Below are 15,593 nucleotides of genomic sequence, written 5' to 3' on the forward strand. Positions count from 1 at the left end.
TAAAAATGAAAAAACAAATAATAATCGCTTTGGCACTTTTAGTAGGTACTTTTTCGTTCGCACAAAAAAGCGAAATAAGAGATGCTGAAAAGGCTATAAAGAAGAATAATTTTGCAGAGGCTAAATCTGCTATTAACACTGCAGAATCCTTAATTGGAAGCGCAGACGATAAATTGAAAGCCCAATTCTACTTTGTAAAAGGCCAGGCATTTTACGCCAATGGTACAGGAACAGATGCAGATATGGACATTGCCATTGAAAGTCTGAACATGGTAGAAAAAGTGGAAGGTAAAAACGGAAAATATTCCAAAAATGTTGATGAAATTAAGCAAGGCATGCTCAATACCTTTTTGACCAAAGCAAACGCCGCCTTAGAGAAAAAGAATTATGCAGCGTCTTCTGCTGGATTTGAAAAGGCCTACAAAATGTCAAAATCGGATACCTTGTTCCTTTATTATGCAGCAGCTACAGCTGTAAACGGTGAAGATTATGACACAGCATTAAAGCATTACGAAGAGCTTAAAAACTTGGGTTATGTAGGTGTTGAAACTGAGTATCTTGCTGTCAATAAAGAGACAAATGAAGAGGAAGCGTTTCCTTCAAAGGCAATGATGGATATTTCTGTAAAGGCTGGTACCCATATTAAACCAACGATTAAGAAATCAGAATCAAAGCAGGGAGAAATAGTTAGAAATGTTGCCTTGATTTATATGAACCAAGGTAATAATGAAAAAGCTCTCGAAGCTATGAAAGATGCTAGAGTGGCAAATCCAGACGATGCTAGTTTAATTATTTCTGAAGCCAATATGCAATTGAAAATGGGCAATAGAGATGAGTTCAAGAGACTTATTCAGGAAGCGTTGGTAAAAGATCCAAATAATCCGGAATTGTTATTCAACTTGGGAATTGTTGCTGCAGAAGCTGGAGAAACTGATGCCGCAAAAGGATATTACGAGAAAGCTTTAAAAATTAAGCCAGATTATACAGACGTTCATAACAACATGGCTGTATTGATCTTGAGTCAAGAACAAGCCATTATTGAAAAAATGAATGCACTCGGAAGTTCTGCTGCCGATAACAAAAAGTATGATGAACTGAAAGAGGAAAGATCCCAACTTTATAGAGAGGCCATTCCTTATTTGGAAACCACGCTTAAGCTAAGACCTACAGATTTGCAAACCGCAAAAACCTTGCTGAATATTTTTAGTGCCTTGGGTGATACCGCTAAGCAGAAAGAAATGAAAGCTAAAGTTGAAGCTATAGAAAGTGGTCAAAATTAAAATTGACTGTTGAACATTATAAAGATGCTATCTCCTTGAGGTAGCATTTTTTTATTATATAATTTTTTTAATGACCCGGAGTTTGTGGGTATGCATTTTCACGTCCGTATTGTAAATTCCTGAATGGTCCAATCTATCAACCCGTACTTTCCCATGGGCATGAATGATGTAGTTATCAGGCATTATGATGCCAACATGCACAATTTGACCTTCGTTATTGTCAAAAAAGGCCAAGTCTCCTGCTTCGCTTTCCTCTATAAAACTTAAGGCTTCACCTTGTTTTGCTTGTTGCTCTACGCCACGGTATAAGTTATAACCGTTGAGTTTATAGACCATTTGTGTCAGGCCTGGAGCATCAATACCAAAAGGTGTTTTTCCTCCATATAAATAAGGCGAGTTGCGATATAAGAAAGCAGTCTCTATTAATTTTGATTTTGGATGAATGCCTTTAATACAATTTCCGTCAAAGGCATGTTTGAGGATATTCAAAGCGGTCAATGAAGATCCTAATGGAATTGTGAGTAATTGATGGTTACTGTCTTGAACGAACTCTATTAAATCGCCAGAAAGCTTCTGAGGGCATTCTGCCAAGAAACTATATTCAGATTCGGATAGTTCACGATACTGGTTGTTGTCAATCCATCCTTCAAATTGATCATAGGTCAAACGGACTTTACTCCATTTTTTTCGACGTTCAGTCACCTTGAAGATTTCACCATATAATACTTGGGACACAAGTTCGGTAGTATCTGACGGTTCTATTCTTAAAGGTACGATGCTTAAATTGGCAATTCCGTAGGTCATAGAGGTGAAATGGTCTATTGACTATTTTGATTGATTGTTAGGCCATGATTGCCTAAGAATATGAAATGAAAAAATGTTGTATTTGAAAATAATTCCATCAATAAATACTAAGAATAGAATCTACAATACAATGTTTGTTAGGAGCGTTCAATAACCATTGCCGAGGCACCTCCGCCACCGTTGCAAATGGCTGCTGCACCAATTTTAGCATTGTTTTGCTCTAATACGTTCAACAGTGTAATGATGATCCTGACCCCTGAGCAACCTAACGGATGTCCTAAGGATACTGCGCCTCCATTCACGTTGACATTGCTATCATTCAGGCCTAAAATTTTCATATTGGCCAAACCAACTATCGAAAAGGCCTCATTGAATTCAAAATAATCGACATCATCTATTGAAATCCCTGCTTTATCAAGTGCTTTTGGCAATGCCTTGGCGGGAGCGGTAGTAAACCACTTAGGTTCTTGTGCCGCATCAGCATAACTTTTTATGGTAGCCAAAGGCTTTAGTCCAAGTTCATCGGCTTTATCTCTACTCATTAAAACAACCGCACCAGCGCCATCATTAATAGTGGAAGCATTCGCGGCGGTAACCGTACCATCTTTTGTAAAAGCAGGTCTTAATGATGGAATTTTATCCATCTTTACGTTTGTGTATTCCTCATCTCTGGAAACTACAATGGCGTCTCCGCGACGTTGAGGGACTTCTACAGGTACCACTTCATTATCAAATTTACCGGCATCCCATGCTGCCGCCGATCGCTTATAAGACTGAATTGCAAACGCATCTTGATCTTCTCTACTGAACTTATATTCAATGGCACATTCATCAGCACAAACGCCCATGGCATTTTCATCATAGGCATCTACCAAACCGTCTTTTTGCATGCCGTCAATTAAGGTAGCTGGTCCAAATTTTGTACCTGTTCTAGCGTGTAAATAATGAGGAATCAAGCTCATGTTTTCCATTCCACCGGCAACAATGATATCTGCATCACCTAACGCAATGGCTTGGGCTGCTTGCATCACTGCTTTCATTCCAGAGGCGCAAACTTTATTGACCGTAGTACATGGTACAGTGTCTGGTAGTCCAGCATAAATAGCCGCCTGACGTGCAGGTGCCTGTCCTGTACCTGCCTGTACTACATTGCCCATGATCACTTCCTGAACCAAATCAGGGTTTAAGTTGATTTTATCCAAGGCACCTTTTATAGCTATGGCACCTAATCTTGGCGCCGGAACTGTAGATAAGGCACCTAAAAAACTACCTATTGGCGTTCTGGCTGCAGATACAATGACGACTTCTTTACTCATTTTTAATGGGTTTTGATTTGAATGATGCAAAATTAAACATTTTTAATTTGATTTTGGAATGAAACCTGACGTTAAACCTTCAAATCCTTTTATATTTTATTACTTTTGAAAGACAATTGATGCGACTTTGATGAAAAACATTATAAACAAGTGGTATAAGAATCATTCACTTATTTACAAAATCCTCCTTTTTATTGGGACTACTTTTTTAATTGTTTATCTCTTTCCCAAAAGTGGCAAATTCAAATATAATTTTGATAAAAATAAGCCGTGGCAGTCGGAAAACCTCTATGCGCCATTTGATTTTGCCATTCAAAAATCGGCAGAAGAACTACAAAAGGAAAAATCGGCCATTATTAAGGAAAGCGCGGTATATTTTGATGTTATAGACGAAATTAAGGATTTTGTTTTTGAAGATTACAACAAGAAGTTCAACGCCACCTTTCATGACTCATTGGGCAGAAAAAAGACCGAGCTTTACAGGATAGGCAAAGGAGTGTTGAACGAGATCTATAAAAATGGTGTACTCGAAGAGGAATATAACTATCCAAATGATAAGAACGTTATTTTGTTGGATGGTCAGAATCAAATAGCTTCTACAACCTATTCTGAACTATCTAAAATAGATGCTTTTAGGCGATTATTGGAAAAGCAATTGGAAGACCGCGGGGATTCAAAATTTACGGCTGTTTTCGTCTCTATGTTTTTTGATTTGATTGAACCCAATCTCAAAATCAATAAATCCATTACACAAAATGCACTTAATGAAGAATTGGATAAAATATCTTCAACACGTGGGAATATTGAAAGAGAAACCCTGATAATCTCGAAGGGGGAGCTCGTTGAAGGTCATAAATATGACATTTTAAAATCTTTGGAATCTGAATACGAATCTCAGGTCTGGAGTTCCTCAAATTATACTTGGGTCGTAATTTCCTATTCAATCCTTGTGGCGTTGACCTTATTGATGCTGCTTTTGTTTTTACGAAAATATAGGATTGAAGTGTTTTTGGACAATACCAAGGTGACTTTTATATTTTTTAATATTCTCTTAATGGTATTGTTGACAACATTGATTGTCAATTACAATTCCAAATACGTTTATGTGGTACCGCTATGTGTACTTCCGCTGGTCTTAAAAGCCTTTTTTGATGCAAGGTTAGGATTGTTTGCACATGTCCTGACTGTGCTTCTACTGGGTTTTATAGTACCAAATAGCTACGAATATATGTTTTTACAGATCACGGCTGGTATTGTGACCATCCTGACGGTTTCTGAATTGTACAAACGTGCAAATTTATTTATTTCGGTAGGCCAGATCACGCTTATTTATATCATTACCTATTTTGCTTTTTTCGTTATTCATGAAGGAAGTATTGCGACCCTGAATTTTGAAGCTTTCGGAATGTTCATTTTATGCGGATTGGCAACCTTATTTGTGCAGCCCCTAATTTACATTTATGAAAAGCTGTTTGGATTAGTGTCGGATGTCTCGCTATTGGAGCTTTCAGATACCAATACCAAGCTTTTGAAAGAATTGTCAAATAAGGCACCCGGAACTTTTCATCATAGCTTAAATGTGGCCAATTTAGCTGAAGCCTCTGCCAATGAAATTGGTGCAAATGCCATGTTGGTTAGGGTAGGTGCGCTTTATCACGATATCGGGAAAATGAAAAACCCGACGTATTTTACCGAAAACCAATCCACTGGTCTCAATCCACATGACGAATTATCTCCACAGGAAAGTTCAAATATCATTTTTGCACACGTTTTAGATGGCATTGAAATAGCCAAAAAGAATAATTTACCTGATCGGGTTATTGATTTTATTAGGACACATCATGGTACTAGTGTGGTATATTATTTTTATATGAAGGAAAAGGAACTGGATATTGATGCAGATATTGCCGATTTTAGATATCCAGGCCCAAAACCCTTCAGCAAGGAAACTGCAATTTTAATGATGTGTGATAGTGTAGAAGCGGCTTCTAAAAGTTTAAAAGACCCATCATCCACTAAAATCAATCACTTTGTGGAAAATATTATCAATAAGCAAATGGAGGACGGGCAGTTTTTAAATGCCAATATTACCTTCAAAGAGATTGAATCCATTAAGAAAATATTAAAAAATAAATTAGCTAACATCTTCCATCTCAGGATAGAATATCCAGAATAAAAAAATCATAATAAAAAGTCTTTAAAATAGTTGCTTTCTTTGGAATGAAGGGCTACATTTGCATCCGCATTTAGGAGATGTTCTTTAACAAATAGGAGAGGTGCCAGAGTGGTAATGGAGCAGATTGCTAATCTGTCGACGGGAAACTGTCGCCAGGGTTCGAGTCCCTGTCTCTCCGCAATATTTAGATAACCAATTCGGGGTGTATCACGCTAAGGCGTGACAGGTCTACCCAGGTTATCGCGTCACGCCAATGGCGTGAAGGTTGTCACGCTTGAGGCGTGACCACCCAAACAGTAAATTATGGATTATACGGTTTACATATTGTATAGCCAAAAACGTTCAAGATATTATGTTGGTCAAACAGATAATATCGAAAGTAGATTGATACGACACAACAAGGGCTTAGTAGCATCGACTAAAACAGGAACGCCATGGAATTTGGTTTTTACCCAACATGTAAAAACAGATCAGAGGCATTAATTTTAGAGAAGAAGATTAAAAAGCGAGGAGCCAAAAGATATATTGAAGATAACCAATTCGGGGTGTAGCGTAGCCCGGTTATCGCGCCGCGTTTGGGACGCGGAGGTCGCAGGTTCGAATCCTGCCACCCCGACATAATGGAGGTCGTCACGCCTTAAAGCGTGACCACTCCGACCAGTAAAAGCCTAACAAACCAAATATTTGTTAGGCTTTTTTCATTTGTGGCGTTGCTAACGGAATAGAGCATAGGCAAACAAACAAAGGGTAAAACCATGAATACCGTTCTTGGTAATTTTAGGCTTTTACTGAGCAACGATCCAGACTCAGGATCAACGAAGTTAATCCGCTTCTGAAAAATCAAGGTTAAGTCAGAAATTTTGAGATTTCAAACTTAAGTGAAAATTATTAGTAGAAAACCTTACTAATGTGATAGGGGATCCCGTTTTTTTTTCTTCAAATGAGTGGTGCCAAAATAGCCCATAATTTATAAGATTGTTACAGTGAAACCTTGATTCTATTGGGTCAATATGTTGCTTGTTGAAAAATCACAAAATAGAACAGAATTAAATAAGATTACAACACCCTCGAAATTAACAATATGAGGTCCACAACATCACGAAACTTGTCACCTTCTTTTTAATCCATCCTTCCTTAAACCTTCATCTGAAATACAATTTATCTTTTCAGGACTGAAATAGTTCTTTAAAGATATTTTACTTTTATTCAGCACGTATTAAATTATGCCAATTCGTGAGTTTTTGAAAAAGAAGATGAACTCCCATGAAAAGAATAAGAACTAAAATGTAGATCAATTTTAATTGGATGCTCTCATTATAAACGATATGTTTGATATGGATCAATATATATTTTGGCACTAATTGCCGACTCCAACATTGTACAGAATTTTTGATATATATCAAATTGAATTATCATGAAGAAAAATTACTTTTTTATTAGTTTTCTAATAGCAATCGTTTCATTAGTCGCTTGTACAAATGATGATGTGAAAGATGTACCTTATACAACAGGGGTTATTAAATTTGAGTATCAGAAATCAACACTAATTAACGGATTATCAAAGTCAAAAGACACAATTATAAGCTTTACCTCAATGTTGTAAACCACTTGTGTTAAATGTGGGATGATAGCAGAAAACAGAAATATACAATGACATTATGGGAGAATAAATGGGCAGTCTTTAATGGCTATAATAATGAACTTTTGTGGTGCACAAATGATGTATTTGGATTTAATCCTTTATCACATAATCAACTAATTGATAGAATTGAAAGTTCAGAAAATTCTTATGAATGTGTTCTAGGCAATAATAGGTTGTTTTGCTCGAAAATTTTAAAGAAAATAACAATGGCGGTGTTTGAGAAATGAAAAAGTATAATTGAAAATTTGTATCCCTGTTTGTAAAGTCCGGTGATTGTAGGTGTAATTTTAATGCGGATTCTCTAAAAGTATTCTTTTAATCTATTCATGAAACCTTTAGGTCTAATTTTAAATTCATCTTCAAGCTCCTGCATGGTCTTATCTGCATCATTGATCTTATTAAAAACCTTGGCTCTAATTAAATAAATTGAAGGGATTATTAAAGCCATAATTGGCAATAGATATACTAAGTCAAATTCGTCTAATTTAGTGTCTTGATAAATAGCTATTACCACTTGATAAATGTACATTATTATTGGTACCAATAAAGCGTGGTACCACCAATGGCGACATGTGAAAAACCAAATAACAAGAAATAAGAGCGTGATTAATTTACCAGTGAGCATCCACATGGCGGTTTGCGCATTTTCATAATAACCACTGTGGTATGTAAATAGGAAGGTTTCCCAATCTGTTGTGGGAGGAACGTAATTATATAGATAAAATAAAAAGGGAGATCCTGCAATTAAAGTTGCAATGATACTCCCTAAAAAAAATCTCTTTTTTATACTGTTTTTATCCTCCAGCTGGAATTTTGATTGAAGCTCTTTCAATTTGTGTTGTTGTTTGTCCATCTAAATCAATAAAATTTGTTGCTTGTGCAGTGAACAACGCACCACCGAAAATTGCCAAGGCAATCATGTACTTTTTTGTTTTCATAATTCAAGGGATTTAATTAATTAATTAATTCAAATGTAACATCAACACCGTATAATTCGTGTTAATCAAATGTTAAAATCAATTGCTTAAGCCGCTTGAACGTTACGGTTTTACCGTACTTTTCAAAATTGACGCGGGGTGTGGTTGCCAAAAGTTTTCAATCTTTTTTCTGCTTTTTCACTTTTTTTTGGGTTAAGTTAGTATTGCTGCTCAATTTAAGAATCCTTGAGCCATCTAAATTCAATTTAATTTCAATTTTATTGAACTTTTCAGGAAGAAAACTCACTAATTTATCTGGCCACTCAATAAAAATCCACTGGTCATTAAATAAATAATCTTCTATACCAAAGTTCAGGGCTTCTTCCTCGTCTTTTATTCTGTACAAATCAAAATGATAAATGAGCCCGTCCTCAATTTCATACTCGTTTACAATTGAAAATGTTGGACTACTGACATTCGACGTGCTTCCCAATTGTTTTGAAAGTGCCTTAATTAAGGTTGTTTTTCCTACGCCCATATCGCCATAAAATAAAAGCGTTTTGGATGTCACCTGTTTTAATATGGCACTCGCAACGGATTCAATATCTTCAATAGGATATTTGAATATCATGATTTGCGCTTATGAAATTGATTAGGTAGCAATATTAAACATAAAAAATGAGAAATACTAATAAAAAATGTATTTCATCGGGTTTTTTGGCATTACATAGATTTATTTTGGATTGAGAACCACAAAAGGAATGATCATTTCTTCCAATGAAACGCCTCCATGTTGATAGGTGTTTCTGAAGTAACTTACATAGTGATTGTAATTGTTTGGATAGGCCAAAAACAGATCGCCTTTAGCGAAAATGAAAGAACTGCTCATCGTTATGGAGGGGAGATGGATGCTTTTCGGATCCTTCACAACAAAAACATCTTTAGCTTCATACGTTAAACTTCGCCCAGTTTTATAACGTAAATTCAAACTTGTATCTCTATCTCCAATAACCTTTGAAGGGTTGTTAACGTTTATGGTGCCATGATCTGTTGTCAAAATCAATTTAAAGCCCATTTGCTGCGCCTTTTGTATCATTTCAAGCAAGGGTGAGTTTTTAAACCAACTTAAGGTCAGAGACCGATAGGCTTTGTCATTTGAAGCCAATTCCTTGACGACTTCCATTTCTGTTTTAGAGTGGGAGAGCATATCCACAAAATTATAGACAATAACAGATAAATCGTTGTTTTTTAATGTTTTGAAGTTTTCAACTAACTTTTTACCTGATTGGAGATTGGTTATTTTATGATATTCAGTTTTTAGGTTTTGAAGTCCCAATCGTTTTAATTGAGCTTCCAGAAATTCGGCTTCGTATAGATTCTTACCACCGTCATCTACATCGTTCCTCCAATATTCGGGATGCCGTTTTTCCATGTCACTTGGCATCAGTCCAGAAAAGATGGCATTACGGGCATATTGTGTGGCCGTTGGGAGAATGCTGTAAAAAGAGCTTTCTGAGGCTTTTTTGTAATAATTGTTCACAATAGGCTCAAAAGCTTTCCATTGATCGTATCTTAAATTGTCAATGACGATTAATAGGGTAGGCTGTTTGTCGCTAAGTTCAGGTACTATTTTGTTTTTGAACAACGTGTGGGACATGACCGGTGCATCGGCATTCTTTTCAAACCAATCTGTGTAGTTTTTTTCAATAAATTTCCCAAATTGAGCATTGGCTTCAGTCTTTTGGGACTCAAGGATTTGAGTCATACCAACATCTTCTATATCTTCAAGCTGAAGTTCCCAGTAAATTAATTTCTGATACAATTCTGACCATTCCTCATAGCTGTTGACCATAGCCATGTCCATGGCAATTTTCCGAAACTCCTGCTGGTAATTGGAGGTTGTTTTTTCTGAAATTAATCTGGAGTGATCTAAATTCTTTTTTAGGCTCAACAGAATTTGATTGGGGTTAACAGGCTTTATAAGATAATCTGCAATTTTATTGCCTATGGCTTCTTCCATAATATATTCCTCTTCGCTTTTGGTAATCATGACCACAGGAAGATTGGCACGGCGCTCCTTAATCTCATTCAGCGTTTCCAAACCCGTTAATCCAGGCATATTTTCATCTAAAAAAACAATGTCAAAATTGGTGTCATCTAAATTTTCTAAAGCTTCTGTGCCACTTTTGCAGGTAGTAACATTATAGTTCTTTTTTTCTAAAAACAGGATATGGGGTTTTAGTAAATCAATTTCGTCGTCAACCCAAAGAATATTTATATGGTTCATGTATATTTGTTTATAATTTAATGTTTAAAAACATAAGTTTGGATAAAGTAAACAAACTCAAAATATTTAACGACCCAATTTACGGTTTTATTACCATACCGAATTCGTTAATCTTTGATTTAATTGCCCACAAATATTTTCAAAGGCTGCGGCGGATTTCTCAAATGGGCATGTCTTATTTGGTGTATCCGGGAGCACACCATACAAGATTCCATCATGCCATGGGGTGTATGCATTTAATGCAAAAAGCTGTGAATGTACTTCGTTTTAAGGGGGTTGACATTTCTGAAGAGGAAGAAAACGGTTTGCTGATTGCGATTCTATTACATGATATTGGCCATGGCCCGTTTAGTCACGCTATGGAGCATAGTATTGTAACGGGAATATCTCATGAAGCCATTTCGCTTCTGTTTATGGAGCGTTTGAATGTAGAATTTAACGGAAGTTTAACGCTCGCCATTCAAATGTTTAAAGGAGAATACCATCGAAATTTTATGTGCCAGCTCATTTCGAGCCAGCTGGATATGGATAGGGCCGATTATTTGAAACGTGACAGTTTTTACACCGGTGTGGCGGAAGGAAATATCAATGCCGAACGGTTGATTACCATGCTCAATGTTGAAAATGATGAATTGGTAGTGGAAGAAAAGGGCATTTATAGTGTTGAAAAATTTCTTGTCGCCAGAAGATTGATGTATTGGCAAGTTTATTTGCATAAAACAAGTGTGGTGGCGGAACAACTGTTGATGCGTGTTTTAAAACGTGCCAAGGAACTTACTGTAAGTGGCATGGATTTAAAAGCGAGTAGGGCATTGTCCTATTTTTTACATAATGAGATCAACAATTCAAATTTCACAACAGATACATTGGCTGTTTTTGCTCAGCTGGATGATTATGACATTGTTTCGGGTATGAAAGAATGGCAATTTCATGATGACTTCGTTTTAAGGAATCTGTGTGACATGATCATCAATAGAGATTTGCTCAAAGTGAAGATGAAGAATAAGAAACCTAAGTTAGCCGATGTGAAAGAGCACAAAGAGAATCTGATGAAGCGTTATAATATAAGTGAAAAGGAAGCTGATTATTTTGTGTTCACAGGAGAGATCTCCAATCAAGCCTATCAACTGAAAACACAAACTATAAATATTTTGCACAAATCGGGAAAAATACAAGATATCGTCAAAGCTTCCGACCAATTGAATTTAAAAGCACTCTCAAAACCCGTCACAAAATATTATATCTGTTATCCGAAGAAATAGGCATTGGGGACTCGCCCGAACGTGCCTTTTAGCTACGGGCGGGTTAGGAGTAAGGATTTTTTTGTAGAGGCAAGACGGTAGGGAAAGACGACTATGAATGTTTAATTGTTAAAGATTGAAGATTGTTGATTTTTGAATAACGAATAATGAACTATAATGGTCAACTCCATTTAGAAACATTCAAGCGGCATGAGAGATGATAAAGTTTGATTAACGCTTAAAGAATATTGATTTTTGAATCTGTAAAAATCTGCGGGAAATGATTCGGAGTTATTAGGTTTTTTTAAATATACATTCATTTGTTCTTTTTACTTTAAACACTCGATATTCAACATTCATTATTTGACATTCGATTTTATAGGTTGAAAAAGTCATAAATTATTAGCCTCCATTTCACTAATTATAATTTTTTGTGCTGTGGAACTCGTAAGGCATTAGGTATAGGGTTGGGGCAAGATGGTTACAAAGAATGAAAAACGCCATGAATGCAGAGATGAACAGCTCAATAGCAAACATGTTATACTGAGCTTATCGAAGTAACTTTACAGTAAATAACAATATATGATACATTTTTTCTATTTTTGCGGTTGATGAAATTTACAGCACTACAAATAGCGGAGATTTTAGAAGGCGATATCATCGGGAATCCGGATGTTAAAGTCTCGAAACTTTCAAAGATCGAAGAAGGTACTGAAGGCTCATTGACGTTTTTGGCCAATCCTAAGTACAAGTCGCATATCTATTCTACAAAAGCATCAATAACCATTGTCAACAAGACTTTTGAAGCAGAGCATGCAATTACTACAACACTCATAAAAGTTGATGATGCTTACAAATCATTTTCAAGACTGTTGGAATATTACAATCAGGTAAAGCTCAATAAGTTTGGAATTGAACAGCCTTCGCATATCTCCAAAACCACAAAACATGGTGAGGATGTATATATTGGAGCCTTTACATATATAGGTGAAAATGTCACCATAGGAAACAATGTCAAGATATTTCCTAATTGTTATATTGGAGATAATGTAAAAATAGATGACAATACGGTATTGTTTGCTGGAGCCAAAGTGTATTCTGAATGTGTAATCGGAAAAAATTGTGTTATAAATTCAGGGGCCATCATTGGTGCTGATGGTTTTGGTTTTTCCGCAAATGAAAAAGGAGAATATGCAAAAGTGCCACAAACCGGTAATGTAATCCTTGAAGACTTTGTAGATATTGGGGCTGCGACTACTATTGATAGAGCTACCTTGGGATCAACCATAATTAGAAAAGGGGTTAAGCTGGACAATCAAATCCAAGTGGCACATAATGTTGAAATAGGAAAAAATACCGTTATTGCTGCCCAAACAGGAATTGCAGGATCGACTAAAATAGGTGAAAACTGTATTATTGGAGGTCAAGTTGGGATTGTAGGTCATATTATTATAGGCAATAATGTGAAAATACAGGCACAATCAGGTATTGGGAGGAATATAAAAGACGATGAGGTGCTCCAGGGCTCACCCGCATTTGCTTATGCAGATTACAATAAATCTTACGTGTATTTTAAAAACTTACCTAAAATCATGAAAGAAATTAACAAAATTGATAAAATTGATAAAAAAGTAAATGGGAATAGTTAAGACAGACATCAAACAGAAAACAATCCAAAAGAAGGTTTCTTTACAAGGTGTTGGATTGCATACAGGTAACGATGTAACACTGACATTTTCACCTGCACCAGTAAATTCCGGATATTCGTTTAAGCGGATGGACCTTGAAGGCACCCCGGTCATTGAAGCACTCGCAAGTTTTGTTACCAACACACAACGTGGCACTCGATTAGAGAAAAATGGAGTTGTTATCCAGACTTCAGAGCATGTTTTGGCGGCTCTTGTAGGAATGGATATTGACAATATCTTGATTGAAATAAATGCTTCAGAACCTCCAATCATGGATGGTTCGTCCAAATTCTTTGTGAAGGCACTTGAGGAAGCAGGTATTGAGGAACAAGAGGAGTTCAGAGAAGAATATGTGGTCACTGAAGTGGTCTCTTATATAGATCAAGAATCTGGAAGTGAAATCATTATTATGCCTGCCAATGAATATCAGGTAACCACTATGGTCGATTTTGGCACCAAAATTTTAGGAACACAAAACGCGACCTTAAATACCATTCACGATTTTAAAGAGGATATTTCAAATTCGAGAACCTTCAGTTTCTTACATGAAATTGAAATGCTATTGGAACATGGACTTATCAAGGGAGGCGACTTAAATAACGCTATTGTTTATGTAGATAAGGAATTATCGCCAGAAACCATGGAAAAGTTGAGAGTTGCCTTCAAAAAAGACGCCATTGCCGTAAAACCAAATGGCATTCTTGACAATTTAACCTTGCACCATCCCAATGAGGCTGCACGTCATAAATTATTGGATGTGATAGGAGATTTGGCGCTTATAGGAATCCCTTTAAGAGGAAAAGTCATTGCGAATAAACCTGGACATTTTATAAACACTCAGTTTGCGCGAAAAATGTTTAATATGATCAGGAATGAAAGAAGAAGCAATGTTCCTGTCGTCGACTTGAATCAGGAGCCATTAATGGATATCAATCAGATTATGGATATGTTGCCACATCGACAACCGTTCCTATTGATCGATAAAATTTTTGAGCTCACGGATACCGGTGTTATAGGCGTCAAAAACGTGACCATGAACGAGCCATTCTTTGCAGGTCATTTTCCTGGAGCTCCAGTTATGCCAGGTGTTTTGATAGTAGAAGCCATGGCCCAAACAGGAGGTATTCTTGTGTTAAGTACCGTTCCTGATCCAGAAAATTACTTGACGTTCTTCATGAAGATTGATAAGGTGAAATTCAAACAGAAAGTGGTTCCAGGAGATACTCTAATTTTTAAATGCGATTTGATTACTCCTATTAGAAGAGGAATCTGCCACATGCAAGGCTACGCTTATGCCAATGGAAAACTTTGTGCAGAAGCAGAGTTGATGGCGCAAATTTCAAAAATTAAATAAAAAAGAATAACATTAAAGTTATCGATTAAAATCTAAATAATTGATCTGTCAATTAAAAGAACATAAAACAAATAAAATCAAGGAAATGAACCAACCATTAGCATACGTACATCCTGGAGCCAAAATAGCAAAGAATGTTGTGATTGATCCATTTACCACCATTCACAACAATGTGATCATTGGTGAAGGTACCTGGATTGGAAGTAACGTAACCATTATGGAAGGGGCTCGCATCGGAAAAAACTGTAATATCTTTCCTGGAGCCGTGATTTCCGCTGTTCCACAAGATTTAAAATTTAAGGATGAGGACACCATCACTGAAATCGGTAACAATGTTACTATTAGAGAATGTGTTACGATCAATCGGGGGACTTCAGACAGGATGAAAACTGTCGTTGGGGATAACTGTTTAATCATGGCCTATTGTCATATTGCCCACGATTGCATTATTGGTAATAATTGTATCTTTTCAAATAACAGTACGCTTGCGGGACATATTACGGTAGGTGATTATGTGGTATTGGCTGGAATGACCGCTGTACATCAATTCTGTTCCATAGGAAATCACGCCTTTGTGACTGGTGGATCTTTGGTCCGTAAAGATGTACCACCATTTGTAAAAGCGGCAAGAGAACCTTTGTCTTACGTCGGAATCAATTCGGTTGGATTAAGACGAAGAGGGTTTTCTTCAGATAAAATTAGAGAAATACAAAACATTTACCGCATTCTTTATCAGAAGAACTATAACAACACCCAAGCTTCAGAAATTATTGAAGCCGAAATGGAAGCCACTCCAGAGCGAGATGAAATCTTACAATTCATCAAGAATTCACATAGAGGCATCATGAAAGGTTATTTTAAATCGAACTAGTTATTAATTATTAAAAT

General features: G+C 36.4%; 13 protein-coding genes and 2 tRNA genes. 9 read left to right on the forward strand and 6 right to left on the reverse strand.

Annotated elements, in window-relative coordinates; all coding sequences use genetic code 11:
* The first annotated feature begins 5 nt into the window (after nucleotides 1-5).
* Nucleotides 6-1,280 carry a tetratricopeptide repeat protein gene (locus G6N06_RS04910; RefSeq protein ID WP_163514946.1) on the forward strand — a complete coding sequence of 425 codons (1,275 nt, stop codon included), beginning with the start codon at nucleotides 6-8 and terminating at the stop codon, nucleotides 1,278-1,280.
* Nucleotides 1,281-1,334: 54 nt separating this feature from the next.
* On the opposite strand, the gene G6N06_RS04915 is transcribed toward G6N06_RS04910, so the two are convergent.
* Nucleotides 1,335-2,084: a C40 family peptidase gene (locus tag G6N06_RS04915; RefSeq protein ID WP_163514947.1), complete on the reverse strand. Its 750-nt coding sequence runs from the start codon at nucleotides 2,082-2,084 to the stop codon at nucleotides 1,335-1,337.
* A gap of 137 nt (nucleotides 2,085-2,221) precedes the next feature.
* Complete coding sequence (locus tag G6N06_RS04920; RefSeq protein WP_163514948.1) at nucleotides 2,222-3,400, reverse strand: acetyl-CoA C-acyltransferase; 1,179 nt, start codon at nucleotides 3,398-3,400, stop codon at nucleotides 2,222-2,224.
* A 130-nt stretch (nucleotides 3,401-3,530) separates the two neighbouring features.
* On the opposite strand from G6N06_RS04920, the gene G6N06_RS04925 reads away from it, so the two are divergent.
* The 4 genes from G6N06_RS04925 (at nucleotide 3,531) to G6N06_RS04940 (ending at nucleotide 6,192) form a co-directional block, all read left to right on the forward strand.
* Complete coding sequence (locus tag G6N06_RS04925) at nucleotides 3,531-5,576, forward strand: HD family phosphohydrolase (protein WP_163514949.1); 2,046 nt, start codon at nucleotides 3,531-3,533, stop codon at nucleotides 5,574-5,576.
* Between the two features lie 94 nt (nucleotides 5,577-5,670).
* A tRNA-Ser gene (locus G6N06_RS04930) sits at nucleotides 5,671-5,754 on the forward strand.
* A 125-nt stretch (nucleotides 5,755-5,879) separates the two neighbouring features.
* Complete coding sequence (locus G6N06_RS20105) at nucleotides 5,880-6,059, forward strand: GIY-YIG nuclease family protein (RefSeq protein WP_205334722.1); 180 nt, start codon at nucleotides 5,880-5,882, stop codon at nucleotides 6,057-6,059.
* Between the two features lie 58 nt (nucleotides 6,060-6,117).
* Nucleotides 6,118-6,192 (forward strand) — tRNA-Pro (locus tag G6N06_RS04940).
* Between the two features lie 1,327 nt (nucleotides 6,193-7,519).
* Here the strand turns inward: G6N06_RS04940 and G6N06_RS04950 are convergent.
* From G6N06_RS04950 to porX, 4 genes are all read right to left on the reverse strand, one after another.
* Nucleotides 7,520-8,050, reverse strand: coding sequence for a hypothetical protein (locus G6N06_RS04950; RefSeq protein WP_240337979.1), 531 nt, complete (start codon nucleotides 8,048-8,050; stop codon nucleotides 7,520-7,522).
* Nucleotides 8,013-8,156, reverse strand: coding sequence for a hypothetical protein (locus G6N06_RS19690; RefSeq protein WP_205334723.1), 144 nt, complete (start codon nucleotides 8,154-8,156; stop codon nucleotides 8,013-8,015). The genes G6N06_RS04950 and G6N06_RS19690 overlap by 38 nt, the downstream gene beginning before the upstream one ends.
* Nucleotides 8,157-8,313: 157 nt before the next feature.
* Nucleotides 8,314-8,766, reverse strand: coding sequence for a tRNA (adenosine(37)-N6)-threonylcarbamoyltransferase complex ATPase subunit type 1 TsaE (tsaE, locus tag G6N06_RS04955; RefSeq protein WP_163514951.1), 453 nt, complete (start codon nucleotides 8,764-8,766; stop codon nucleotides 8,314-8,316).
* 102 nt (nucleotides 8,767-8,868) lie between these two features.
* Complete coding sequence (gene porX / locus G6N06_RS04960; RefSeq protein ID WP_163514952.1) at nucleotides 8,869-10,422, reverse strand: T9SS response regulator signal transducer PorX; 1,554 nt, start codon at nucleotides 10,420-10,422, stop codon at nucleotides 8,869-8,871.
* Nucleotides 10,423-10,460: 38 nt separating this feature from the next.
* On the opposite strand from porX, the gene G6N06_RS04965 reads away from it, so the two are divergent.
* From G6N06_RS04965 to lpxA, 4 genes are all read left to right on the forward strand, one after another.
* A complete protein-coding gene (locus tag G6N06_RS04965) occupies nucleotides 10,461-11,684 on the forward strand; it encodes an HD domain-containing protein (protein WP_163515060.1) in 1,224 nt (407 codons plus the stop codon).
* A 590-nt stretch (nucleotides 11,685-12,274) separates the two neighbouring features.
* Nucleotides 12,275-13,312 (forward strand): UDP-3-O-(3-hydroxymyristoyl)glucosamine N-acyltransferase, encoded by a 1,038-nt coding sequence (lpxD, locus tag G6N06_RS04970; RefSeq protein WP_163514953.1) that lies wholly within the window; start codon nucleotides 12,275-12,277, stop codon nucleotides 13,310-13,312.
* Nucleotides 13,299-14,705 carry a bifunctional UDP-3-O-[3-hydroxymyristoyl] N-acetylglucosamine deacetylase/3-hydroxyacyl-ACP dehydratase gene (locus G6N06_RS04975; protein ID WP_163514954.1) on the forward strand — a complete coding sequence of 469 codons (1,407 nt, stop codon included), beginning with the start codon at nucleotides 13,299-13,301 and terminating at the stop codon, nucleotides 14,703-14,705. The genes lpxD and G6N06_RS04975 overlap by 14 nt, the downstream gene beginning before the upstream one ends.
* Before the next feature lie 85 nt (nucleotides 14,706-14,790).
* Nucleotides 14,791-15,576, forward strand: coding sequence for an acyl-ACP--UDP-N-acetylglucosamine O-acyltransferase (gene lpxA / locus G6N06_RS04980; protein ID WP_163514955.1), 786 nt, complete (start codon nucleotides 14,791-14,793; stop codon nucleotides 15,574-15,576).
* Nucleotides 15,577-15,593: the final 17 nt, after the last annotated feature.

Source organism: Gelidibacter japonicus, assembly GCF_010725055.1.
Classification (GTDB): Bacteria; Bacteroidota; Bacteroidia; order Flavobacteriales; family Flavobacteriaceae; genus Gelidibacter; species Gelidibacter japonicus.